The sequence below is a fragment of the Acinetobacter sp. ANC 4973 genome, assembly GCF_002135275.1.
Classification (GTDB): Bacteria; Pseudomonadota; Gammaproteobacteria; order Pseudomonadales; family Moraxellaceae; genus Acinetobacter; species Acinetobacter kyonggiensis.
Window position 1 is genome coordinate 59,112 of record NZ_NEGM01000007.1, and the last position, 22,308, is coordinate 81,419.

Genomic DNA, 22,308 nt, shown 5'->3' on the forward strand with positions numbered 1-22,308 from the left:
AAGCTCACTCCGGTGGGCTTTAATATTGCGCAAAATTAAAAAACTATAAAAATAATGATGCAATTAATCTGTTTAGGCTGGGTCATTGGAATTGCCACGATGGGAAAAACTTTCCCAATCTTACAGTCGTTGCTTATTCCAAGTATTGTTCTTTTTATTCTCGTATTGTTGTTAAAATTAACAGTATTAAAACATGTCCATTCATTGTATTTCAAATGCCTACAACTCTGTATCGGCTTTAGTCTTGGCATAGCGCTGGGCTATAGTTATGCCTATCATCAACTGAATGATCGTTTGCAGTTTCGGGAACAGCAGATAGAACAGGTTGAAGTGATTGTATATGTCAAAAATTTGAATGAATGGGGTGGTCAATCCATACAACAAAAAATTCAGGTGTTGAATCGGCATGCCGAAGCTGTGCAATGGCAAGCATTTCTAAAAAATGAAATGGATTCCAAGCCTCAATTTACACTTGAGCTGGGTCAATACTATCGCTTACAGGGCAACACACGACCTGCACATAGCTATGCAACGCAAGGTACTTTTGATCAAGAGCAATGGTATCTTCAGCAAAATATCATGTCGGGGTTTAAAGTTTCAGCAGTACAAAAGCTGTCTGAACAAGACATTTATGCTTTGGGTTATGCGCATTATTTAAGGCAACAACATTCAGTTTTGAATCAAATACAACTCTGGGTGGAGCAACAACGTCTTGCACTGCGGAATTTTATTGTTCAACAACCTGTACACAATAAAGGCTTACTTTTGGCTTTGTTGACCGGTGATCAAAGTCTACTTCAGCCAGAAACTGAACAATTGTTCCAACGCTTTGGGATGAGTCATTTATTGGCAATATCTGGGCCGCATGTTCTTATTTTTGCTTTACTGCTGTGTTGGAGTTTGCATCAACTGATTTGCCGTTACTGTCCGCAAATTTATTTGAAATACCCCAAGCAATATTTACTGATTTTACCTTTTTGCATGTGCGTATTGTTGTACTGTGCTTTTGTCGGTTTTGAAATTCCAGCACTCAGAACATTATTGACCTGTTTACTGATCAGTGCGTTTGTTTTATTTAAACAAAAAATCCAAGCCTTAAGTATTTTGCTGTTTAGTGCTTCAATTTTACTCATTTTTGATCCTTTTAGTATTTTATCGGCTGCTTTTTGGTTGTCTTATGGCGCGTGTTTTGTGTTGCTGCGTATTTACCAAACGGTGCAGCAGCAAAGTCATCTGGAAGAAATAAAGACTCGGACTCAGGCAATCAAAATCCAGCTGAAAATTTTAATTGAATCGCAGTGGAAAATATTTTTGGCTTTGTTGCCACTGATGCTGATGTTCTTTAAACAAATCGCATGGGTGACACCCTTGAGTAATTTGTTTGCCATTCCATGGATTGGTTTGCTGATTGTGCCTTTAGATATTATTGCGGCATTGTGCTATTTCATTTTTGAACCTTTGGGCGGGTTATTGTTCCAAATCAATGACCTCTGTGTTTCTGGATTACTCATTTTTATCCAAGTGTTAGATTGGATTTTTTCACCGACATTAAGACCGATTGCAATGAATACGTGGACATTACTCAGCTTATGTTTGGGCTTGATGATTCTATTTTTGCCGCGTGGTGTGGTGCCAAAATTTTGGGCTGTTGTGTGTTTTATTCCTTTGATTGCGGTTGATGTAGATAAAAATGATTTTGAATTGACGGTGTTAGATGTGGGACAAGGGCAAGCGATTTTTATCCGTGATCAAGAACAGACCTTAATGATTGATATGGGGGGAAATTATGATGAAAGTAAATTTAGTGTGGGGAAACAGATTATTTTGCCATTTTTATCGGTGAATGGTGTTTCGCAATTGAATCAACTGATTTTGACGCATTTAGACCAAGATCATCGCGGTGGATATGAGTCGATTAAGCATGATTTCCCCATCAAAAAGGTATATTCCAATGAACAGGTAGACGTCGAAAAGAAGAGTCAGTTTGATTATTGTCGTCAAGGGCAACAGTGGCATTGGAGCGAGCGCGTCAACATTACGATTTTATCACCGAAACCTGAGCACTTGGCAAAGGCTAAATTTGAAAAAAATGAAATGTCTTGTGTGGTTTATTTACAGGTAAAAAATGTTCAACCTTATCAAAACTTTTTGTTGATGGGCGATGCAGGCTGGGAAACGGAATATCACATTTTACAGGCCTATCCTGATTTAAAAGTTGATGTTTTAGTTTTGGGACATCATGGTAGTCGACATAGTTCAGCTTATCATTTTCTAAAACAATTGAAGCCAAAATTAACAGTTGCTTCAGCGGGTTGGAATAATCGCTATGGACATCCGAGTGTAATTGTTGAATCTCGTTTAAAAGAATTAAACATCCCATTACTGACCACCATCGAACACGGCAGTATTCGTTTTTTTAAGCAGCAAAACATCATGTCTATCGCATTTGAGCGAGACCGTCAGCAGTGGTTAAAGCACTAAATAATTTTAGTCTGCGCATCTTGGCGACGGATGTCTTCAACTAATTTAAGGGCTTCATTTGTGTTTAAATGATAGATATGATCTAAAGCTGGATTGGCTTTAAAACGCTTATAACTCCAGTGATAATGTTCTGGATAACGACGAATTAAGTTTTCGATGGCTGCTAAAATAACAGCAGTACCCTGATTGGGATTGCCTTGGTAAATTCGATCATCTATAGGTTCAATGTGCATATCAAAACCATGATTATCATTACGCATCGCATATAAAAATAAAGTTTTGGCTTTAGTTTTTTGAATCAGTTTGGCACTTAAATTACTGGTCGCGAGCGGTATGCCAAAATAAGAAATCATTTCTCCACCAAAGTTAGGTGTGTGATCTGGCAAAATAACCGTTGTACCACCTTGTTTTAAAGCTTTAAAAATTTGTCTGACACCCGATTCATCAGTCGGGACGAGGTTCGCTTGCTCACGACTTCGCGCTTCACGTACAAACTGATTGGCGGATTCATTTTTGACAGGTTTATAGAGAATGGTCATTTGGGTAAATTGAGCCAGATAGGCATTCATAATTTCCCATGTGCCAAAGTGCGGCACAATCAGTACCAAACCTTCAGCTGCTGTTACAGCATCTTTGAGTAGCTGCTCCCCAGTAACGGAATGAATACGAGCAATATTTTTATGGTTATCTGCACCCCAAATGCTAAAAAATTCGAAATATGAGGTCAGCTCATTACGAATCGCTTGCGGAATAATCTTCTCATGTTGTTCAGTTGTTAATTCAGGTAACGCAATTTGAAGATTAAGACGAATCGTATCTGACGTTTTTGATATTTTAAGTAAATTCACTAGACCTGCTAAACTTCGAGCAATAAATCTAGAAATTTGAATGGGTTGTCTACTTATAAATTTAAGTAAATGATACGTCGTATTCGGTGAAGTATGGTCAGTCATTGCCTATCGTCAATGTAGAAAAAGAGTCAAAAAGAAAAATATTATAGGGGAAAATATATTGTTTAGGCAGATTTCTATGATTCAGTGTATATAATGAGTTCAATTTAACTCATCATTGGATTATTTTCCATGTCCGATTGGCCGCCAAAACCAGAAAATGACATTCAGAATACACAACATAATACGCAAAATATAACTGGCAAAGAATGGCATATTTTAGAAAAAGCCGTTTTAGCATCGGTAGAAGAACAGCGCCGTGCACGTCGTTGGGGAATCTTTTTTAAATGTCTCACCTTTGCTTATATTCTTTTTGTTTTAGTGTTAATGGGGAAAAGTTGTAGCATATCAACCACCGATCCTACAGCCACCACAACTGCGCATATTGCGGTGGTTGATATTATTGGAACAATTGCTGCTGATAAACAAAGCGTGAATAGTGCAGATACGGTAAAAGCATTAAAGAAAGCTTTTGAAAGTAAACAAAGCCAAGCGGTAGTTTTAAATATTAACTCACCGGGTGGTTCACCAGTACAATCTGATGAAATCTGGCAAGAAATTCAATATTTGAAAAAGGCTCATACTGGTAAAAAGCTGTATGCCGTGATTGGTGATACAGGTGCTTCAGGAGCGTATTATATTGCGTCTGCTGCGGATGAAATTATTGTTAACCCATCCAGTCTTGTTGGATCGATTGGTGTCATTATGCCGAACTACGGTGTGACGGGTTTAATGCAAAAACTAGGTGTTGAAGACCGTACAATGACTTCTGGTGAGAACAAGGCATTACTTTCAATGACCCAGCCTGTCGATGGTGCACAAAAAGCACATGTACAGGGCGTACTGGATAATGTGCATGATCATTTTATCAATGCAGTTAAACAAGGTCGCGGTAATAAGTTGAAATCGCAAGATCCAGCAATCTTCTCAGGCTTGTTTTGGACAGGTGATCAAGCAGTGAAGTTGGGTATTGCAGATCGTACAGGTAGTTTAAATACGCTGAAACGTGAACTTAAAATTGATAAAGCTGTGAATTATACCATTGAATATAGTCCTTTTGATTCGGTACTTGGGCGCATGGGAAGTTCGATTGGTCAGGGCTTTGCTAGCTCACTTTCACAGCAAGTCCAATCTGAACAAACGACAAAATTACAATGAAGCCACTGATTCATTTTGCGCACGCCAATGGCGTGCCATCTCAAGTTTATCAAAAGCTATTTGATTTACTGAAAGATGAATATGAGGTTATTTATGTGCCACTGCTTGGAACTGATAAGCGTTATCCGATTGACAATCATTGGGAAAGCCTAACCAATCAAGTGATTGACAGTATTGTCCGTCAAGCGAAGGGTAGACCCGTCATTGGTTTAGGTCACTCTTTAGGTTCAGTGCTGACCTTTCAAGCAGCGTTGAAACGACCTGAGTTGTTTGAGCAAGTGATTATGCTTGATCCACCGATGATTATGGGTAAAGACGGTTTTGCATTGCATGTTGCTAAACTGTTGAAGCTCAAAGCGGTGGATCGGATGTCACCTGCGGCATTGTCATTGCGTCGTCGTGATCATTGGGATAGTCGTGAGCAAGCAGCAGAATTGCTGCGCCCAAAAGGTTTTTATAAAGACTTTGATGCCGACTGTTTTCAGGCCTATATCGACTATGCTTTAACCGAAGACAAAGTTCGCGGTGGTGTTGAACTCACTATTCCAAAAATGGATGAAGTGAAGGTTTTTAGAACCAATCCATCATTGTGGTGGTTACCTCAGAAAAAAATTCATCTGCCAATCCATATGTTGGTTGCAGAACAAAGTCCATTTTTACCGCGTCGTTTTCCACAGATGGTACAAAAGAAATTTGGGGTGCCTTTTAGCATTACCGCAGGTAGTCATATGTTCCCATTGGAGCATCCCGTTGAAGTTGTGAAATTGATTAAGCAGTTGATTCGGCAACAAGCCAAATAATTGCTATATGCATATTAATATCAATAAAAAACGCATCCGAGGATGCGTTTTTTGAATCTTTAAATCTACTAAAACTTGGCAAATTGCACAGGTTCAAGCATAACTTGACCACGATACAACACAGCCTTTTCAGTATGCTGAATTGCACCTGTACAAATCCATTCCACCACTTGCGGATAAATGACATGTTCAAGCACATGTACTCGGCTTGCCAGTGAATCGGCATTATCATGCACATTCACTTTCAGCACACCTTGCGCTAAAGCTTGACCTGCATCCAGTTCTGCCGTTACATAGTGAACAGTACAACCGTGGAAGACATCGCCCGTATTCAGTACGCGTTGGTGCGTATGCATACCTTTGTAGTTGGGCAATAGAGAAGGGTGGATATTGACCATTTTCCCTTCCCATGCTTGCACAAATTGAGCACTTAAAATACGCATAAAGCCGGCCAGAACCACTAAATCAACATCCCAAGCGAGCAATTGTTGATGCATCACATCATCAAATGCTTCACGGTTGGGATATTGTTTATGTTCAATTACCGCAGTGGCAATACCTGCTTTTTGAGCACGTTCTAAAGCATAGGCTTCAGGCTTGTTGGAAATGACCCCGACAATTTGCCCCGATAGATTGGCATCTATCAACGCTTGTAAGTTACTTCCACTGCCTGAAACAAGGACAGCAATTTTGATCATGCGAAACACATCATGCAAAGATTACGCGAATCTTTTCATCAGCACCGGCAACAGATTCAGCATTGTCGACAATGTGACCCATATTCCATGCTTTTTCGCCAAGGCTAGTCAATAATTCAACCGTTTTATCAGCATCTGCTGCATCAACTGCAATTACCATACCTACGCCACAGTTAAATGTGCGATACATTTCATGCTGTTCAACACCGCCTTCACGTTGAAGAAGTTTGAACAGTTCTGGCCATTCCCATGAAGATTCATTGACAATAGCCTGCGCGCCATTTGGAAGTACACGAGGTAAGTTACCCGGTAAACCGCCACCTGTAATGTGTGCCATTGCATGAACATCAACTTCTTTGCAAAGTTGCAATAATGATTTAACGTAAATACGTGTCGGTTCCATTGCCACATCTGCAAGTGAGCGACCATCTACGATTTGGTTTAAATCGACGTTTTTCACATCTAAAATTTTACGCAGTAAAGAGTAACCGTTTGAGTGTGCACCGCTTGACGCGACACCAATCAATACATCACCAGATTTTACTTTGCTACCATCAATAATTTTGCTTTGCTCAACTACGCCTACACAGAAACCTGCAAGGTCATAATCTTCACCTTCATACATGCCTGGCATTTCAGCAGTTTCACCGCCAACCAATGCACAGCCTGCAAGTTCACAACCAGCACCAATACCTGTTACTACATTGGCAGCAACATCGACATTTAAGTGACCCGTCGCATAGTAGTCAAGGAAGAATAATGGTTCAGCACCACAGACCAGAAGGTCGTTTACGCACATTGCAACCAAGTCTTGACCAATAGTGTCATGACGGTTCAAATTGAGTGCTAAACGTAATTTTGTACCAACACCATCTGTGCCAGATACGAGAACAGGTTCTTCATAACCTTTAGGGATTTTACAAAGAGCGCCGAAGCCGCCTAATCCGCCCATCACTTCAGGACGTGCAGTGCGCTTAGCGACTGATTTGATTCGGTCGACTAGTGCGTCTCCCGCTTCAATGTCGACACCCGCATCTTTATAGCTTAAACCAGTGTTTGGGGAAGTTGAGTTGCTCATATTGAAGTCTCCGCATTCGCGCCGCGATTATACCCGAATATACGAAACTCTTATGTTATTTATGCACCAAAATGCTATCTTTATTCAAATATTTTACTTTCTATAACGAATAAACCTAAAAAAGGCTCGAATCTATGGTTGATCGCACCTTACGTCGTATTTTTATACTCTCAGGGATTGCACTCATCCTCTGGGTTTTGTATTTGCTTAAGCCTGTGGTACTGCCTTTTATAGCCGCATTTTTAGTTGCTTATTTATTTAGTCCATTGGTGGATAAACTTCATAGAATAGGTTTGCCACGCTGGTTATCTATTGGCATTGTTTTTATCGGTATTGGTGTCATTGTTACTTTGGCAATTTGGTATGTTGTTCCATTGGTTTGGCAACAGCTAATCTATGCACGAGACAGTATTCCCGCAGGTATTCATTGGTTGAATTACACCTTTTTACCGTGGGTATCGCAGACTTTTAATGTTGAAGCAATGGAAATTGATACTGAACAGATCTCCAAAGTTGTTATGGAATATATTCAGACCAATTATAGTGCCGATAGTATTCAGAGTGTGGTGTTGCGTGTTGCGCAATCGGGCTTAAACTTTATTCAAATTGGCGGTGTTGTTGTTTTAATTCCAATTATTGCCTTTTATTTCTTGCTGGATTGGGATCGTATGCTGGATAGTTTACGTCGCCTGATTCCTCGTCATTATGAAAAAATCACCTTAGGTATTGTGGGCGAATGTCATAATGTACTGGGCGCATTTGTGAAGGGGCAATTTTTAGTGATGTTCCTGTTAGGTGTGGTTTATGCTGTTGGTTTACAACTGATTGGTTTAGAAGTCGGCTTGATTATTGGGATGGTTGCAGGCTTGGCCAGTATTATTCCTTATCTCGGTTTTGGGGTAGGTATTATTGCCGCAGTGATTGCAACGCTTTTTCAGTTCGGAATTGATTGGACACATTTAGCACTGGTTATTATTGTCTTTATGATTGGACAAGCCATTGAAGGTTATATTCTTCAACCTTTCCTATTGGGCGATAAAATTGGTTTATCACCCGTTGCCGTGGTTTTTGCAGTGTTAGCAGGGGCACAACTTGCAGGTTTCCTTGGTATGTTGATTGCCTTACCTGTTGCAGCTGTGATTGTGGTTTTACTTAGACATGCACGTGAGTCGTATGAAAAAAGCCGATTGTATGACTTATCCGCTGTGGTTATACAGCGTTCTTCATCAGGTGCAATGAGTATGCAAACTGGACAAATAGAGCTAGATATTGAAATTCAATCTGAGGCACTAAAAAATCAGCAAGGTGCTGAAAAATCGAGTAAGATTGAACCATTAGACAATAAAGAACCCTAAGGTCAAAACACATATATGCGTCAACTGCAGCTAGATATAGAACCTCAACTCGATGCTCGAATCAGTGATTTTTCGGGTCCAAGTTGGGGGCATGTTATTGATGCAGTTCGACAGCTACATGCAGGTTTGATGAATCGTTTTTATGTGTATGGTGGTGCAGGTTCGGGTAAAAGCCACTTACTTTCTGCCATTTGTGATTCTTATTTAGATGTTGGTAAATCTGCCATTCAAGTTTCATTACTTGAATTGCTTGATGCACCAACTGAAGCGATCACATCCTTAGACCGCTATGACCTTGTTGCATTGGATGATATTGAAGCGATTAGTGGCGTTCCACATTGGCAAAAAGCAGTTTTTCATTTAATTAATTATAATAATGAGGGTGGAGGGCAGTTGGTTTTCTCTTCCCGTATAGCACCTATAGAATTAAAACTGGAACTTCCAGATTTACAATCACGTTTAACCCAAGCAGTCAGTGTGAAAGTGCCAACGGGCAGTTTATATGCAGATCGCTATGCGCTCGTGACATCGGTATTAACACGTCGTGGTATTCATATTGATCAACAAGTTATAGACTATTTGCTCATGCAAGGACCGCATCAAACCTCTGTTTTATTACAAACCTTAGAGCAATTGATTCAGTTGTTAAAGGGCGAAAAAATTAAAATTAGTCATGCGAATTTAAGACAAATTTATGCCTTAATTGATGAATATCGGTAAACAATAAAAAATCTTGAGAAATTATTAAAGCTGTGACAAAGTACAGCAAAATAGTTCGATGTTGCAGGGAATTTGCAACTAAAGAATAAAAATATATAAAGAACACAAGGAGAAAGATATGCTCAAACGGAGCATAGGCATAGGCATGTTATGCGTTGCAGGACATGCTTATAGCGGCGAAATTAAAGTTACTACAATTGAGGATGTTTCTAAAGATGACACGGAGTGTTCTCTTCGTGAAGCCATTGAATATGTCAATAAAGACTTTGTGGATAGTGGTTATCAGGGTTGCGTGGGGCGTATAAAAGACACGGACTCCAGCATATTATTAGAGAGTAAATTAACCTATAAATTAAACACACACATTAAAATTTCAGCACAGCTCAATTTAAGGACACTTTATAACGATACAACAGGTTTTGATAAGCCTGCTGCTGGCATTAATAATGCCATGATAAAAATGTTGGGTAAGGACAATATTTTCGTTATCGATGATACAAAAAAAGAACTCATCAGCATAAAAATGACTGAAGTGACACTTCAAGGTTGTAATCAGTCTGTGTGTGCCGACCAAGGTGGACTGATTTATAACAATGAATTTCTGACTTTAGAATATGTAAAATTATCGGGTGGTAGCGCAAGACAAGGTGGAGCGATTTATAACTTTGCTGTGCCTGTGGGGCAAGATGCTAAAGAACGTAGTTTTGTAAATATTAAGTACAGTTTATTTGAAAAGAATACAGCAGCTGAAGGGGCGATTCTTTATAGTCAGGTTCCACAATTTAGAATATCAAATTCAGTTTTTCGTGAAAATGAGACGACAGTAGTAAGAGGGGCAAATATATATTCTGCTGCATCTTTAGATGATGCTGCAATTGCTGCTTTTCCTTTAATGACCCATAAAATCGTCAATAGTACTTTTTATAAAAACAAAGGTTTTATCATTAATGTCCGCGATGGCATTGGTTTAAATAATCTTACAGTGGTTGGGAATTCAGCGGGTATTCAATTTAATGCGCCCTTAAAAAAAGCATATCTTGCTAACAGTATTGTGTTGGGTAATCCATACCCAATGACAGAAGATAACAATTGTTATTTTAAGGCTGAGGATAAAAGTTTTCTACAAAACAACCTTGTCGCAAATAGTTGCACATCTGGTGATGGAAACTTCCCAAATAATATTTGGCAAGGGACTGAGCTTATTGCTGGCAATGATTTAGAAGGGAAATGTAAGACTTTAAGTGAAGATCCAAATGCGCTGTTGTGTCCTTATGTTCAATCGGATACTGCTTTTTTAGGATATTTCCGACCACGAATATTGATGAGTTATAAAACCTTATTTGAAAGCTTAATTATTAACAAAGGTAAATTACAGCTTGATTCAACTACAAAAATCGTGGCTTGCGAAACGTCAGATCAACGTGACAATATCCGAGATGACGATCAGCATACCTGTGACCGTGGGGCAATCGAAATTATTGTGCCGAATACGAGTCTAGTTGGTCAGGATTTAATTCTTGGTGATGTTGCCAAAATAAATATTGCCGACAAACTCGGAGATAGTGATTTAATTCCGAAAGAAGAATGTGAAGCACTAAAAGATAAATTAGATGAAAAAGCATTCGGTGAGTCATGGCAGGCTGGCTGTATGCAAGTGATACAAGTCAAGACACCATCAAAAGGTAAACTCACCATTGATGAAGCAGGAAATTTGGTTTATATCCCCCAAGGTTCGTGGGCGGGTGCAGATATTTTTAAGATTCGTTTAGTGACGTCAACCACTCGTTTTCATAAAACTAATCCATACCTTGAGATTAATGTACAAATTGTACAGCAACCCAAAAATGATATGGAAAGCAGCAAAGTGAGTACATCAGGTGGGTCATTTGGATTCTTCAGTCTATTTACAATATTAGGTCTTGTTGGACTGCGCCGATATAAAAATAAGCAAGGATGATCGATGAAAAACTATAAAAAAGGATTTCTCTGTAGCATGATATTGTCTGCAATGTCATTAATGGCGGCAGAAGACAGAACAATTTATGTCAATACTTTTGTCGATGAAAATGGTGATAATTTAAATAATTGCTCGTTGAGAGAGGCAATACAAACGGCTAAAGATAATAAATCACACGGTGGTTGTAATGCCGGTAATACGAGTAATGGTCAAAAAGATATTATTCAGCTTGAAGCGGGTGAATATATTTTAAAAAGTGAGTTAAAGCCAGAAACTGACGTTTTTATTTATGGTAAATCGCCAGCAGATCCTTCAACCAAAAATGCTTTGACGCATAGCTATCCAGCCCTTAAAGCGTTAAAAACCAGTATTAATGCAAATAATACTTCACGTATTTTTAATACTTCAGATACCAATGCAAATCTTAATCTGACTAACCTGATCTTAAAAAATGGTTATTCTGAAAAATTTGGTGGTGCACTATTTGTTGGTGCATCATTAAATATGGTGAATAGCGCAATTTTAAATTCTGAATCCACGCAAGAAGGTGGAGCCATTTATTTTGTTGCGCATAATGAAGGCAAGGAAATTAATCTATCTCAAGTGCTTATACAGGGCAATAAAGCCAAACAAGGTAGTGTTTTGGCTATGGATTGTGAGGCTAATCTGAAAGATACGCAAGCTGTTATTAATATTAGTAACAGCAGTATTGTGAAAAATCGATCAGCAAGCAGTCTAAGTATGATTGAGCTGTGTGGTAATCCAAATTTAAACCTCATCGCAAGCACAATTGCAAAGAACCAAGTCGACAGTGTAAAGGGTAGTATTATTCGTGCGGTAGGTGATAATCATCGCTTGAATTCAAATTACGCATTCACTGCAATAAGCAATACGATTGTGGAAAATGATGCTTATAGTACTTTTTATTATGATGATAATGGTGCAATTAACTTAAGGTTTAATCTTCTAGCGTTTAATAAGGGTAAATCTTGTCGCTATGCTTTAAATAATGGCGATTTAACAGACACAAAACGGACGATTACTGCGAGTCAAAATGCTTTTAGTTCAGAAGGGGTATGTGATTTACCGACAGCGTCAAATGCTGGAACGAATGATTCTAATACCAATGTAAATTTAGGTGCGACGAATATATTCACTGTATTGTCACCTTATCAAGAAGTTTCAGAATATAACTTATTTTTACCTTTGTACTATCCAAAAAACAATCAAAATGAATTGGATTTAGTCAATGTAAATAAGGGTGAGTGTAGTAAAACGGATCAACGAGGTATACAACGAGTTACTGATGGTACGCTGATGTTGAATCCAACCATGAAAAATATTTGTGACATTGGTTCAGTTGAATTGATGCGTTTAACTGCGGCAGATATTACCGATTTATTTAATGATTCATATGTACAACGAATTGATAAATATAAAGGATTGATTGATACAATTAAGGTGGATATTAAAGACCCTAATCGTAAGGACTACTTAATTCAAGATACAGAAGACTTAAAAATATTTGAAGACTTATTGAAATATACCACTGAAAATCAACAATATCGTGCGATTTATGTCGATCCATTTGCATTTGCATTGCCGAATGATGAAGAAGTGCTAAATAGTAATGGTGCGATGCAACCGAAAGCATTAAATGTTGATAATTATAATATTATCACGCAAGAACGTGGTGAGTTGGTTGAAAAAAATGGTGTAGTTGAGTTTGTGGGTGATCCTGATCCAAACTTTAAGTGTGTTTGGAATAGTGATTTGAAGCGAATTATGCTTTATCGCATAGATGGTAAATTGGCAGATTTAACAGGTGCTTCTTATTGTTCCTATACGATTCGCTCTAAGCAAGTCGCAGGTTTGGAATCGACAGGTGTTTTAAAAGCACAATTTAAGAATATTGCACCAATTGCCAAGTCGGATGAATACTCAATTACCCCAAGTTCAAACTCGGTATTGAGTATTAATCCGTTGGAAAATGATAGTGATGATGGTGATGGACCTACGACAAAGTTGAATGCTCCTTATAAAGGTGCATTTTATAAAAATGCAGCTGGTGTGGAGTTGCCAATCCGACTTGAAACCATTCCTGCGGGTTTAATTGTGACTGCCGACCATACTGGCCCCTGTCCTGGTAATGACATCCGTTTTACCTGTTATGGTGGTCAGTTGCATATGCAAGCAAAGAACAATTTTAGTCCATTTGATTATGAGCTGAATTATAATATTTATGATGCAGAAGGCTTAATTTCAAACCAAGCAACAATTTATTTGAAGAATACCGCAAAAAATACCAGTTCTACCGCTTCTGGTGGAGGGGGTGGCAGTATTGGCATCTATAGTATTTTAGGTTTAATGGGTCTTGGCTTGCATAGAGTTCGAAGAAAAAAACAGTAGTAAAGTTAAAATGCCTCATTGAATGAGGCATTTTTTTATAAAAAATTAGGATTTTAAAAATATATAGGTGTTTGTATCCAATCAATATTGGGTGCAAAGTAAGTTGTTTCTTTGGATTTCTATTGGAAATTTAAATTTAAAAAAAGTAACTGATTGTTGATTAGAGGTGAAATTCGAGCCTTTTATCAACAAGTCGTATGCTTGAGCAGGGTTAAATCTAAAGATAATGACCATCGTTTTGATCGTCATTATCTATATTTAATGGCTGATAGACTGAGGTTGTAAATATTTATTAATGTATTCATCTCGAATAGCAGGTCTTTCTTCATGCGTTGCTTTTTGCATGCGTCGACCTAAGTCTTTACGTTCTTGGCTACTCATTTTTTGCCAAGTCTCACGCATTTTTTGCTTTTCTTGTTCGGGAAGTTGGGTAAACCAATCCATACGCTGATGCAAAGCCGAGCCCTGTGCTTCAGGCAATTCCTTTAATGATTGGTAACGTTGAATAAGTGCCCGTTGTTCAGCATCTGATAGCGTTTCCCATGTTTCTGTGACTTGAGTGTCCGCATCTTTAGAAAAAATCCAAAAACGCTCAAAACCTGCAAAACTGGTTTGTAAAAATCCGAGTGCACAAAAAGCAAATGCTAATCTTTTAGCTGCCATGTGGAACTTTATCCTCGCCTAAAACCATCAACATTTCCAAATCTTCAACCATTTGTGGTGAAAGTTTTGGAGTAACAACCACTTGATTTTGCGGTTTTTCGGCCATGTCAATCGAGTTTGGGAATACCACGAACCCTGTAATTGCAGCGGCAAGTGCAAAACCTGACATTTTCCAAAGTCCGTAACGAGAGGCTGCTCGGTCTTGAATTTTTTCAATGACCTGATTCATCACAACTGGTTTGTCTTTATGATGTTGTGCCAGTGCATCGAGTTTGGAAGTAACTTGTTTTAAGAAATCATCTTGTTTCATTCGGATGACCCTCCACCATATGGATTTAAATGTGCTAAAGAAGACCTAAGCCCTTGAATAGCACGGTGATAATGCGTTTTTACACTACCTTCACTGCATTCCATAATTTGCGCAGTGGTGTGTGTATCAAAACCTTCCCAAGCACGAAGCATGAAAGCTTGTTGCTGTCGAACAGGAAGCTTGGCAATCGCTTCTTGTATTTCTTCAGCTGTTACGGCTTGATCAAGAAAATCAAATGGACTAGGCATATTTTCATCAACGATATCATTCAGTTCTATATCGTCGTCATCTAAGCTCACCTTTTTGAAAAAAGAAAAAGGTTGCGCTCGACGGACTTCTTTTCTGCGCCAGTCTTGTAGTTTATGGTTCAAAATGGTGTAAAACAGGGGATACCATTCATCAGTCGATTTCTCAGCATATGCTTTATGTAAGGAAATAAATGCTTCTTGCACTAAATCCATTGCGATGCCTTGTTGACCTTGAGTAGCACTTTCCATCATTACTAAAGCACGTCCAGTCACATCCTGCATAAAAATTTTCAGGCGTTGTTCAGCCGTACTCTTAAGAGTACTTAAGTTTTCCGACTGAGACTGTTTTGGTGCTGAATCCATAGAGATGGAAAATCCTGTCATTGGATACCCACCATTATTTCCATATTCATACATATATAACGTTGGAAATAATGGTTTGGTTGACAAAAAACTTATTATTTTTCTAGCGTAATCTATTTTTAAACATCAATGAACGATGGTTAAAATAAAGTAACGAAAGAACAGGCTTATAAACGTTGACGAACCATCTCAAAGAAACAAATAGAGCCTGCAACAGCAACATTCAATGATTCTTGTCCACCGGGCTGTGGAATAGAAACTGCTTCAGCATGCTTAAGTGCATAATTAGATACACCTTGACCTTCGTTGCCTAGAATCCAAACACATTGTTTTCTCAAACTTTTTGAGTAAAGGCTTTCAGATTGATGTGAACTGGTGACATAAACAGGTATGGTGAATTTTTCTAAAAGGTCTTCTAGTGCAATATTTTCATAGGTTTGCAGGGAAAAATGCGCACCCATCCCTGCACGAAGGACGCGTGGTGACCAAATAGATGCCGAACCTTTGGTGCATACAACTTGTTCAATGCCTGCCGCCGCAGCTGAACGGAGCAAGGTTCCCACATTACCCGGATCTTGGATATTGTCTAAAATTAAGGTGTCTTCTTTAAAATTCAAAGCTTCAGGTGAGCTTGGTAAGTCGACAATTGCCAAACACGCTAAAGATGTACCTAAAGTACTTAAATCTTTATATAAAGATTCACTGATAACAAAGACATAACCATCATAGAGCTCATTGATTTTCTCTAAATCAGGATGGCTCATTGCCACTTCAGTCGTGAAAATAGAATGAATTTTACGATTTTTTGCTAACCATGCAAGAGTTAGATGTGTGCCTTCAAGTACGGTTTGACGCTGTTTTTTACGAAAGGAGTTTTGTTCAATCAATCCACGTAGGTGTTTGATTTTTGGATTGTCTTTTGATTCAAGAAAAAAAGCTGGCATGGGAGAGTTATCCATGGAAGTAAGTGGATACACTCACTTCCATTTTTTAAATTAATGGTGGTAGCTGGTTGCTAATTCAACTTCGTTTTTAGAACCAATGATTACAGGTACACGTTGATGCATTTCAGTGGGTTGAATCTCAAGAATACGAACACGACCCGTCGTAGATGCACCACCGGCTTGTTCCATCAACATACTCATTGGGTTGGCTTCGTACATTAAACGTAGACGACCTGCTTTTTGCGGATCTTTAGTATCGTATGGATATAAGAAAATACCACTGCGGCAAAGAATACGGTGAATGTCACCAACCATACATGCGACCCAACGCATATTGAAATCTTTGCCACGCACGGCTGTTTTGCCATCTTGAAGTTCAGCAATATAGCGTTTTACTGGTTCTTCCCAATGACGTTGATTAGAAGCATTGATGGCATATTCCTGCGTGTCGGCAGCGACTTGCACATGTTCAGAAGTGAGTAGGAATTCTTGAGTTTCTGGATCAAAAGTAAAGAATACAACACCAGCGCCTACAGTCAGTGCCATCATCGTAGATGGACCATACAATACATAACCAGCAGCCACTTGTTCTGTGCCAGCTTGCATAAAGTCTTCAGCTTGGGTCACTGCATTTTTTGCAGGAAGGATAGAAAAAATTGTGCCTACACACATATTGATGTCGATGTTGCTTGAACCATCCAGTGGATCGAACAATACAAGGAATTTACCATTTTCTTGTGCAGGCGTGAATTCATCCAGCTCTTCAGAAGCCAAACCACCGACTTGTGGATGAGCTTTTAACGCATCAATTAAATAATCGTTTGAGATGACATCGAGTTTCTTTTGAGTTTCACCTTGTACATTTTCATGTTCTGCACTACCCAATACACCTGCTAAGGCACCTTTTTGCAATGCTTGATCAATTTTTTTACAAGTATTTGCAATTGTTTCAATTACTTGAGAAAGTTCTGGTGTTAAGTTCCCTGTTTTTTGTTCTAAGAATTGGGAAAGGGTGAGGTATGACATGCTAGGAAAGCTCCAACTAGAAAATGATAAAAAACTATCAAAAGAATATGCGGACTCATTTTAGATGAGAACGAGACAAAAGAACAATTAAACTCGACTATTTGTCGTGATTTTACCCTTGTAAGTTTTGTGGAAAATGCTATGTTGATGTGAGCAGAGGTTATTTAAAAACAGGGATAGGAGCACGGTTATGACAACACAAAAGTTTGATGCGACTCCAACGCCAAATGAAGCGATGAATTTAGACGATATTTCTGCCGAGAAAGTAAAAGAAGCATGGAAGGATTACGAAGCTAAACCTGAATATAAAAAATTCAACAAGCATGATCTGATCGAATCTATGCAAAACTCGCATGAAGAACCGGATACATCTGAAAAAGCTTAAATGCTAATCTAAGTAATTAAGTAATAAGAAAGCGCTCAATTTGAGCGCTTTCTTATTAAAAGTCATTATTTTAATAAGGGTGGAACGGCTTCGTAGTTAAGTTCTACGCGGCGATTTTCTTTCCAAGCGTTTTCATCATGCCCTGCATTAATCGGCATTTCTTTACCATAGCTTACGGCTTCTAATTGGGTTGCTGCAACACCATTGGTGATTAAGAAGCTTTCCACCGCTTTGGCACGACGTTCACCCAAAGCCATGTTGTATTCACGTGTACCACGTTCATCTGTATGACCCGTTAAAGCCACTTTCGAATTTGCATTCGCTACAAGAAATTGTGCATGTGCTTGCAATGTTTGGTAATCGTCATTGGAAAGATCACTGCTGTCATAGTCAAAATGCACCACACGTTTCGCTAAGAATGCTTTGTTTGCGGCAGTTACACCTTTTGAAGACGCACCCGCTAAGTTTTGGGCATTGAGTGCAGCATCTTCACTTAAACCTTCGGTACTTACTGTACCAGCACTGTTCGGGTTTTGACCTGTTTGAATTTCAGCAGCAGGTTTACGGCTTGCACAACCTGTCATAACTAAGGTTGTTGCAAGAACAGGAAGGACCAATAATTTTACTAATTTCATTTTCATCTCCATGATCATCATTGCTTTAAATTAAATTGTTATTTAGGTGCCCAAGCTGGCTCACGAACTTCACCTTGTTCACTGGGTAAATTCATGCGGAAACGACCATCCAGTGACATGATAGATAATAATCCACGATTACCTTCACGCGTTGCATACACCACCATTTGCCCATTTGGAGAGAAACTTGGTGATTCATCCAAACTGGTTGGGGTCAAAATGTTGGTAATCCCTGTATTGATGTCTTGAATGGCAACTTTGTAGTTGCTACCACTTGGACGATGGACCAGAGCGATTTTTTTACCATCTGCGCTTAAAGTACCACGTGCATTAAATGCGCCACGGAAAGTCAGGCGCTTACTTGAATCATCAGCAAAATTATAGCGATAAATTTGTGCTGAACCACCGCGATCCGAGGTAAAAATAAAGGATTTACCATCTGGGGCATAGCGTGCTTCAGTATCAATTGCACTATCATTGGTCATACGCTGTAGTGCGCGTGTCGTTAAGTTCATTTGATAGATTTCAGGATTGCCATGCAGGGATGCGGTAAACAACATGCTTTGACCATCTGGGGAGAAGCTAGGCGCACCATTTAAACCACGGAAGCTCGCGAGTTTTTCACGTTGTCCTGTGGCTAAATCTTGTACATAAATCGCAGGGCGCTTGGTTTCAAATGAAACATAAGCAATTTTTTTTGCGTCTGGTGTCCATGCAGGTGACAGAATTGGATCACGCGAAGTCAGAATAGTTTTGGGTTGTTCGCCATCAGTATCGGCAATTTGTAAAGTATAACGCTGTTCAGGTGTCGCTGGGTTGCGTAATACATAAGCAATACGACCACTAAAGTCACCAGCAATTCCTGTCAGTGCTTGATAAATGGCATCACTAATCATGTGTCCAGCTTGGCGAATACGTGAAGCTGGAACCGTAAGTAGCTCATTGAGTAGATATTGTTGTTTTTCTACATCATAGAGTTGATAGTGAACTTCAAAGCTGCCATTTTCAGTTGTTTTGACTGTACCTGTGACTAAATAGGGAACACCTGCCGTTTTCCATGCCTCTGCATTTGGAGCATTTATACTTGCAGTTGCAGGTAAATTTTTTGAAGCACTTGAAAATTTGCCAGAGCGGTTGAGGTCACTTTCGACAATCGGATAAATGCTTTGATCATTATTGAATGGAATAATGGCAATTTTAGGTGCTGCTTCTGGTGCTTTAGCAATTTCTAAATGCAGTTGGGCATAAGATTGGGTGGCTAAAACTGGGCTTAATGCTGTCAAAATGGTGAGGCAAAGTAGATGTTTACGCGTCATTTCCATCATCCGCTACGTACTCTAAAAGATGTGAATTATTGTGAATTCGGTTGTGTCACATAATGGCATGATTTTAAATTATTAAAAGTACATCATTATGTCAAAACTGTTATAAGACTGTGAAAAGTGAATGAAATTTTATCACCTTTACTGAGCTTAAAATTCAATGTTAAACAGCCATATCAAATTGAATTGATATGGCTGTTTTTTATTTCGCTGTAAAGCTAGAGGTAAATGTTCTGGCTTCACGTCGGGCATCTGGATCGGAAGGCATTGGATAAGGTGCCGCCGCACGTACAGCGGCCTCTACACTGGCTTTCATATCTGGGTCACTTGAGTTGACAATAACAGATTGAACCGATCCACTGTCACTTAAAGTCACACGAGCAGTGGCTTTCTGACCTGATGAACCGTTTGGAATATCCCAAGCGCGTTTAACTTTATTTTCAAAATCACGTTTTGCCGTGGAGGCAATTTTTTTCGCTTCAGCTTTTTTAGTGGCAGCTTCTTCTGTAGCTTGTTTTGCAGCAGATGCTTTAGCTTCCTCAGCAGCATCTGCTCTGGCTTTTTCAGTAGCATCAGCTTTGGCTTTATTTGCAGCATCGGCTTTAGCTTTATTTGCAGCATCGGCTTTGGCTTTATTTGCAGCATCAGCTTTGGCTTTATTTGCAGCATCAGCTTTGGCTTTATTTGCAGCATCGGCTTTAGCTTTATTGGCAGCATCGGCTTTGGCTTTATTTGCAGCATCAGCTTTGGCTTTATTTGCAGCATCAGCTTTGGCTTTATTTGCAGCATCGGCTTTAGCTTTATTTGCAGCATCGGCTTTAGCTTTATTCGCAGCATCCGCTTTAGATTTATTCGCAGCATCAGCTTGAGCTTTATTCGCAGCGTCGGCTTTGGCTTTGTTTGCTGCATCGGCTTTGGCTTTATTTGCTGCATCAGCTTGAGCTTTATTTGCAGCATCGGCTTTAGCTTTATTTGCCGCGTCGGCTTTGGCTTTGTTTGCTGCATCGGCTTTGGCTTTATTTGCTGCATCCGCTTTAGCTTTATTCGCAGCATCCGCTTTAGCTTTATTCGCAGCATCAGCTTTAGATTTATTCGCAGCATCCGCTCTGGCTTTTTCAGCAGCATCGGCTTTGGCTTTATTTGCAGCGTCGGCTTTGGCTTTGTTTGCAGCATCTGCTCTGGCTTTTTCAGCAGCATCGGCTTGAGCTTTTTCAGCAGCGTCAGCCTTTGCTTGATTTGCTGCATCTGTTTTGGCTTTGGCAGCAGCTTGTTGTTCTGTCTGACGCAATGCTTCTGCTTTGGCTTCTTGCACTGCTTTGTTTGTATCAGGTTTTTGGATTGGTGAAGGTGGTGTCACTGGAATAACAGGCGCGGGTTCTACACTTGGTTCCGCTGTTTGTTGGACTTGTTCCGCAACTTTTTCATGTGTTGTTTCTGCTGAATCTGTTTGTTCTAAAGGTACAGGTTCAGGTGGGATTAAATCTTCTGGTTTGACTAATACCATTTTAATTTGTTTAGGGGGCGGGGCAGGTTTACTCATACCTAACAAAAGTAAGCCAGTGATTGCGACCACATGGACAGCAACGGTAAATCCAAGTGCAATGCTTTTTTCTTTAGATGGTGGCTTTTGCATATTTTTCATAGCTTACTTTACAGGCTCAGTCAGTAAGCCAACTTGGCTTAAACCTGCATCTTGAAGTGTAGACATCAGTTTGATGACTTCACCATAAGGGCGTGATTCACTGCCATTAATCAATACAGTTAATTGCTTTTTATTGGCTAAAGCTTGTTCTTGATTGTCTGTAAGCACAGTTTTTAACTCATCAAGCGTCATCACATCATTTTGATGGACTTTATCTTCTAGTTTGATGGTTCCATCCGCATCTAAAGTAACAATAGAGGGTTTGTCTTCAGATTGAATAGGGTTGTTATTTGCTTGTGGTAAGTCAACTTTCACTCCTGTTGTGATCATGGGTGCAGTGACCATAAAAATGACTAAAAGTACCAGCATCACGTCAATATAAGGAACGACGTTCATCTCACTTTTTAGGGGTTTTTTGACACGCTCAAAGCGTCCAGAACGTTGAATTGCCATTAGTCATTTTCCTGTGTAGAACTCACAGTTTGACGTTGTAATAGCGCCACCATTTCTTCAGCAAACAATGCACGGCCTGAATAGACAGTTTCACCTTTGGCTGTGTAATGGTTAAATGCCAATACCGCAGGAATAGCAGCAAATAAACCAATGGCGGTTGCAATGAGTGCCTCAGCAATACCCGGAGCAACTGTTGCAAGTGTGACTTGGTCAACATCTGCCAGACCAATAAAGGCATTCATGATGCCCCAAACCGTACCGAATAAACCGATATAGGGTGCAACAGAACCAATACTGGCCAATGCGCCTAAGCCTTGTTCAAGTCCACCTTGGTCACGACTTAAACCGACACGTAAAATACGTTCAGTACCGTCAATGGTTTGTTGAGTGGTTGCTTGAAATTTTTTGAGTTTAAAAAATTCACCAATGCCTTGGTAGAAAATATCTTCTAAACCCGTACGTTTAGAATTGAGTTGTGCGTTGTTGTATAGCGTATTGAGTTCAGCCCCAGACCAGAAGATTTTTTGAAAATGTTCATCATCAGTCTGGGCTTTTTTATAACTCATATGTAACTTGGCAATCAGATACCAACTGTATAAGGATGCCAGTAGCAGTACCAACATGACCAGTTGAACCACAGGGCTTGCTTGTAAAATAAGATCTGATATGTGTAAAGAAGATTCTAATTGAGTTGCCATAGTTACAATGTGC

The 22,308-nt window shown here is 39.4% G+C and carries 21 protein-coding genes; 8 read left to right on the forward strand and 13 right to left on the reverse strand.

All coding sequences use genetic code 11. The annotated features are described in order from the left end of the window. Nucleotides 1-54: 54 nt before the first annotated feature. Entirely contained in the window at nucleotides 55-2,481 is a 2,427-nt protein-coding gene (locus B9T30_RS10465; RefSeq protein ID WP_086184926.1) for a DNA internalization-related competence protein ComEC/Rec2, read from the forward strand. Here the strand turns inward: B9T30_RS10465 and B9T30_RS10470 are convergent. Beyond that, nucleotides 2,478-3,434 (reverse strand): lysophospholipid acyltransferase family protein, encoded by a 957-nt coding sequence (locus tag B9T30_RS10470; RefSeq protein WP_086184927.1) that lies wholly within the window; start codon nucleotides 3,432-3,434, stop codon nucleotides 2,478-2,480. The genes B9T30_RS10465 and B9T30_RS10470 overlap by 4 nt on opposite strands. 129 nt (nucleotides 3,435-3,563) lie before the next feature. On the opposite strand from B9T30_RS10470, the gene sppA reads away from it, so the two are divergent. Continuing rightward, nucleotides 3,564-4,589, forward strand: a complete 1,026-nt coding sequence (gene sppA / locus B9T30_RS10475) for a signal peptide peptidase SppA (RefSeq protein ID WP_086184928.1) — start codon at nucleotides 3,564-3,566, stop codon at nucleotides 4,587-4,589. Continuing rightward, a complete protein-coding gene (locus tag B9T30_RS10480; RefSeq protein WP_086184929.1) occupies nucleotides 4,586-5,389 on the forward strand; it encodes an alpha/beta fold hydrolase in 804 nt (267 codons plus the stop codon). The genes sppA and B9T30_RS10480 overlap by 4 nt, the downstream gene beginning before the upstream one ends. Before the next feature lie 68 nt (nucleotides 5,390-5,457). Here B9T30_RS10480 and purN read toward each other — a convergent pair whose 3' ends face one another. Both purN and purM read right to left on the reverse strand, forming a co-directional pair. Next, nucleotides 5,458-6,087, reverse strand: coding sequence for a phosphoribosylglycinamide formyltransferase (purN, locus tag B9T30_RS10485; protein ID WP_086184930.1), 630 nt, complete (start codon nucleotides 6,085-6,087; stop codon nucleotides 5,458-5,460). 10 nt (nucleotides 6,088-6,097) lie between these two features. Continuing rightward, on the reverse strand, nucleotides 6,098-7,165 hold the full coding sequence (gene purM, locus B9T30_RS10490; protein ID WP_086184931.1) for a phosphoribosylformylglycinamidine cyclo-ligase: 1,068 nt from the start codon (nucleotides 7,163-7,165) through the stop codon (nucleotides 6,098-6,100). Between the two features lie 134 nt (nucleotides 7,166-7,299). Here purM and cxpE point away from each other — a divergent pair, with 134 nt between their 5' ends. The 4 genes from cxpE to B9T30_RS10510 all read left to right on the forward strand — a co-directional run bounded on the left by cxpE (nucleotide 7,300) and on the right by B9T30_RS10510 (nucleotide 13,606). Further along, nucleotides 7,300-8,520: a chloramphenicol efflux transporter CxpE gene (gene cxpE, locus B9T30_RS10495; RefSeq protein WP_086184932.1), complete on the forward strand. Its 1,221-nt coding sequence runs from the start codon at nucleotides 7,300-7,302 to the stop codon at nucleotides 8,518-8,520. A gap of 15 nt (nucleotides 8,521-8,535) precedes the next feature. Continuing rightward, entirely contained in the window at nucleotides 8,536-9,240 is a 705-nt protein-coding gene (gene hda / locus B9T30_RS10500) for a DnaA regulatory inactivator Hda (protein WP_086184933.1), read from the forward strand. A 118-nt stretch (nucleotides 9,241-9,358) separates the two neighbouring features. Then, nucleotides 9,359-11,197 carry a rhombotarget A gene (gene rbtA, locus B9T30_RS10505; RefSeq protein ID WP_086184934.1) on the forward strand — a complete coding sequence of 613 codons (1,839 nt, stop codon included), beginning with the start codon at nucleotides 9,359-9,361 and terminating at the stop codon, nucleotides 11,195-11,197. A 3-nt stretch (nucleotides 11,198-11,200) separates the two neighbouring features. Then, nucleotides 11,201-13,606: a CSLREA domain-containing protein gene (locus B9T30_RS10510; RefSeq protein ID WP_086184935.1), complete on the forward strand. Its 2,406-nt coding sequence runs from the start codon at nucleotides 11,201-11,203 to the stop codon at nucleotides 13,604-13,606. 258 nt (nucleotides 13,607-13,864) lie between these two features. On the opposite strand, the gene B9T30_RS10515 is transcribed toward B9T30_RS10510, so the two are convergent. The 5 genes from B9T30_RS10515 to B9T30_RS10535 form a co-directional block, all read right to left on the reverse strand. Continuing rightward, nucleotides 13,865-14,269, reverse strand: coding sequence for a DUF3106 domain-containing protein (locus B9T30_RS10515; protein WP_004648331.1), 405 nt, complete (start codon nucleotides 14,267-14,269; stop codon nucleotides 13,865-13,867). Further along, nucleotides 14,259-14,579, reverse strand: a complete 321-nt coding sequence (locus B9T30_RS10520) for a hypothetical protein (RefSeq protein ID WP_086184936.1) — start codon at nucleotides 14,577-14,579, stop codon at nucleotides 14,259-14,261. Before B9T30_RS10520 ends, B9T30_RS10515 begins: the two co-directional genes overlap by 11 nt. Next, nucleotides 14,576-15,190 (reverse strand): RNA polymerase sigma factor, encoded by a 615-nt coding sequence (locus B9T30_RS10525; protein WP_086184937.1) that lies wholly within the window; start codon nucleotides 15,188-15,190, stop codon nucleotides 14,576-14,578. The genes B9T30_RS10520 and B9T30_RS10525 overlap by 4 nt, the downstream gene beginning before the upstream one ends. 167 nt (nucleotides 15,191-15,357) lie before the next feature. Continuing rightward, a complete protein-coding gene (locus tag B9T30_RS10530; RefSeq protein WP_086184938.1) occupies nucleotides 15,358-16,134 on the reverse strand; it encodes a TrmH family RNA methyltransferase in 777 nt (258 codons plus the stop codon). Between the two features lie 51 nt (nucleotides 16,135-16,185). Beyond that, entirely contained in the window at nucleotides 16,186-17,160 is a 975-nt protein-coding gene (locus tag B9T30_RS10535; RefSeq protein WP_086184939.1) for a class 1 fructose-bisphosphatase, read from the reverse strand. A gap of 190 nt (nucleotides 17,161-17,350) precedes the next feature. On the opposite strand from B9T30_RS10535, the gene B9T30_RS10540 reads away from it, so the two are divergent. After that, on the forward strand, nucleotides 17,351-17,545 hold the full coding sequence (locus B9T30_RS10540) for an NF038105 family protein (RefSeq protein WP_086184940.1): 195 nt from the start codon (nucleotides 17,351-17,353) through the stop codon (nucleotides 17,543-17,545). Between the two features lie 65 nt (nucleotides 17,546-17,610). Here B9T30_RS10540 and pal read toward each other — a convergent pair whose 3' ends face one another. The 5 genes from pal to tolQ all read right to left on the reverse strand — a co-directional run bounded on the left by pal (nucleotide 17,611) and on the right by tolQ (nucleotide 22,295). Further along, on the reverse strand, nucleotides 17,611-18,180 hold the full coding sequence (pal, locus tag B9T30_RS10545; RefSeq protein WP_086184941.1) for a peptidoglycan-associated lipoprotein Pal: 570 nt from the start codon (nucleotides 18,178-18,180) through the stop codon (nucleotides 17,611-17,613). A 38-nt stretch (nucleotides 18,181-18,218) separates the two neighbouring features. Further along, nucleotides 18,219-19,502 (reverse strand): Tol-Pal system beta propeller repeat protein TolB, encoded by a 1,284-nt coding sequence (tolB, locus tag B9T30_RS10550; protein WP_167356302.1) that lies wholly within the window; start codon nucleotides 19,500-19,502, stop codon nucleotides 18,219-18,221. A gap of 202 nt (nucleotides 19,503-19,704) precedes the next feature. Then, complete coding sequence (gene tolA / locus B9T30_RS10555; RefSeq protein WP_086184943.1) at nucleotides 19,705-21,144, reverse strand: cell envelope integrity protein TolA; 1,440 nt, start codon at nucleotides 21,142-21,144, stop codon at nucleotides 19,705-19,707. Nucleotides 21,145-21,147: 3 nt separating this feature from the next. Then, the gene (gene tolR, locus B9T30_RS10560; RefSeq protein ID WP_086184944.1) at nucleotides 21,148-21,597 is read right to left on the reverse strand and encodes a protein TolR; all 450 of its coding nucleotides are present in this window, start codon (nucleotides 21,595-21,597) and stop codon (nucleotides 21,148-21,150) included. Further along, nucleotides 21,597-22,295, reverse strand: coding sequence for a protein TolQ (gene tolQ, locus B9T30_RS10565; RefSeq protein ID WP_086184945.1), 699 nt, complete (start codon nucleotides 22,293-22,295; stop codon nucleotides 21,597-21,599). Before tolQ ends, tolR begins: the two co-directional genes overlap by 1 nt. Nucleotides 22,296-22,308: the final 13 nt, after the last annotated feature.

Excerpts from the sequence above, each read along its gene's own strand:
- B9T30_RS10465 (WP_086184926.1), top strand. The coding sequence starts at position 55 with ATGATGCAATTAATCTGTTTAGGCTGGGTCATTGGAATTGCCACGATG.
- B9T30_RS10470 (WP_086184927.1), bottom strand. The coding sequence starts at position 3,434 with ATGACTGACCATACTTCACCGAATACGACGTATCATTTACTTAAATTT.
- sppA (WP_086184928.1), top strand. The coding sequence starts at position 3,564 with ATGTCCGATTGGCCGCCAAAACCAGAAAATGACATTCAGAATACACAA.
- B9T30_RS10480 (WP_086184929.1), top strand. The coding sequence starts at position 4,586 with ATGAAGCCACTGATTCATTTTGCGCACGCCAATGGCGTGCCATCTCAA.
- purN (WP_086184930.1), bottom strand. The coding sequence starts at position 6,087 with ATGATCAAAATTGCTGTCCTTGTTTCAGGCAGTGGAAGTAACTTACAA.
- purM (WP_086184931.1), bottom strand. The coding sequence starts at position 7,165 with ATGAGCAACTCAACTTCCCCAAACACTGGTTTAAGCTATAAAGATGCG.
- cxpE (WP_086184932.1), top strand. The coding sequence starts at position 7,300 with ATGGTTGATCGCACCTTACGTCGTATTTTTATACTCTCAGGGATTGCA.
- hda (WP_086184933.1), top strand. The coding sequence starts at position 8,536 with ATGCGTCAACTGCAGCTAGATATAGAACCTCAACTCGATGCTCGAATC.
- rbtA (WP_086184934.1), top strand. The coding sequence starts at position 9,359 with ATGCTCAAACGGAGCATAGGCATAGGCATGTTATGCGTTGCAGGACAT.
- B9T30_RS10510 (WP_086184935.1), top strand. The coding sequence starts at position 11,201 with ATGAAAAACTATAAAAAAGGATTTCTCTGTAGCATGATATTGTCTGCA.
- B9T30_RS10515 (WP_004648331.1), bottom strand. The coding sequence starts at position 14,269 with ATGGCAGCTAAAAGATTAGCATTTGCTTTTTGTGCACTCGGATTTTTA.
- B9T30_RS10520 (WP_086184936.1), bottom strand. The coding sequence starts at position 14,579 with ATGAAACAAGATGATTTCTTAAAACAAGTTACTTCCAAACTCGATGCA.
- B9T30_RS10525 (WP_086184937.1), bottom strand. The coding sequence starts at position 15,190 with ATGGATTCAGCACCAAAACAGTCTCAGTCGGAAAACTTAAGTACTCTT.
- B9T30_RS10530 (WP_086184938.1), bottom strand. The coding sequence starts at position 16,134 with ATGCCAGCTTTTTTTCTTGAATCAAAAGACAATCCAAAAATCAAACAC.
- B9T30_RS10535 (WP_086184939.1), bottom strand. The coding sequence starts at position 17,160 with ATGTCATACCTCACCCTTTCCCAATTCTTAGAACAAAAAACAGGGAAC.
- B9T30_RS10540 (WP_086184940.1), top strand. The coding sequence starts at position 17,351 with ATGACAACACAAAAGTTTGATGCGACTCCAACGCCAAATGAAGCGATG.
- pal (WP_086184941.1), bottom strand. The coding sequence starts at position 18,180 with ATGAAATTAGTAAAATTATTGGTCCTTCCTGTTCTTGCAACAACCTTA.
- tolB (WP_167356302.1), bottom strand. The coding sequence starts at position 19,502 with ATGGAAATGACGCGTAAACATCTACTTTGCCTCACCATTTTGACAGCA.
- tolA (WP_086184943.1), bottom strand. The coding sequence starts at position 21,144 with ATGAAAAATATGCAAAAGCCACCATCTAAAGAAAAAAGCATTGCACTT.
- tolR (WP_086184944.1), bottom strand. The coding sequence starts at position 21,597 with ATGGCAATTCAACGTTCTGGACGCTTTGAGCGTGTCAAAAAACCCCTA.
- tolQ (WP_086184945.1), bottom strand. The coding sequence starts at position 22,295 with ATGGCAACTCAATTAGAATCTTCTTTACACATATCAGATCTTATTTTA.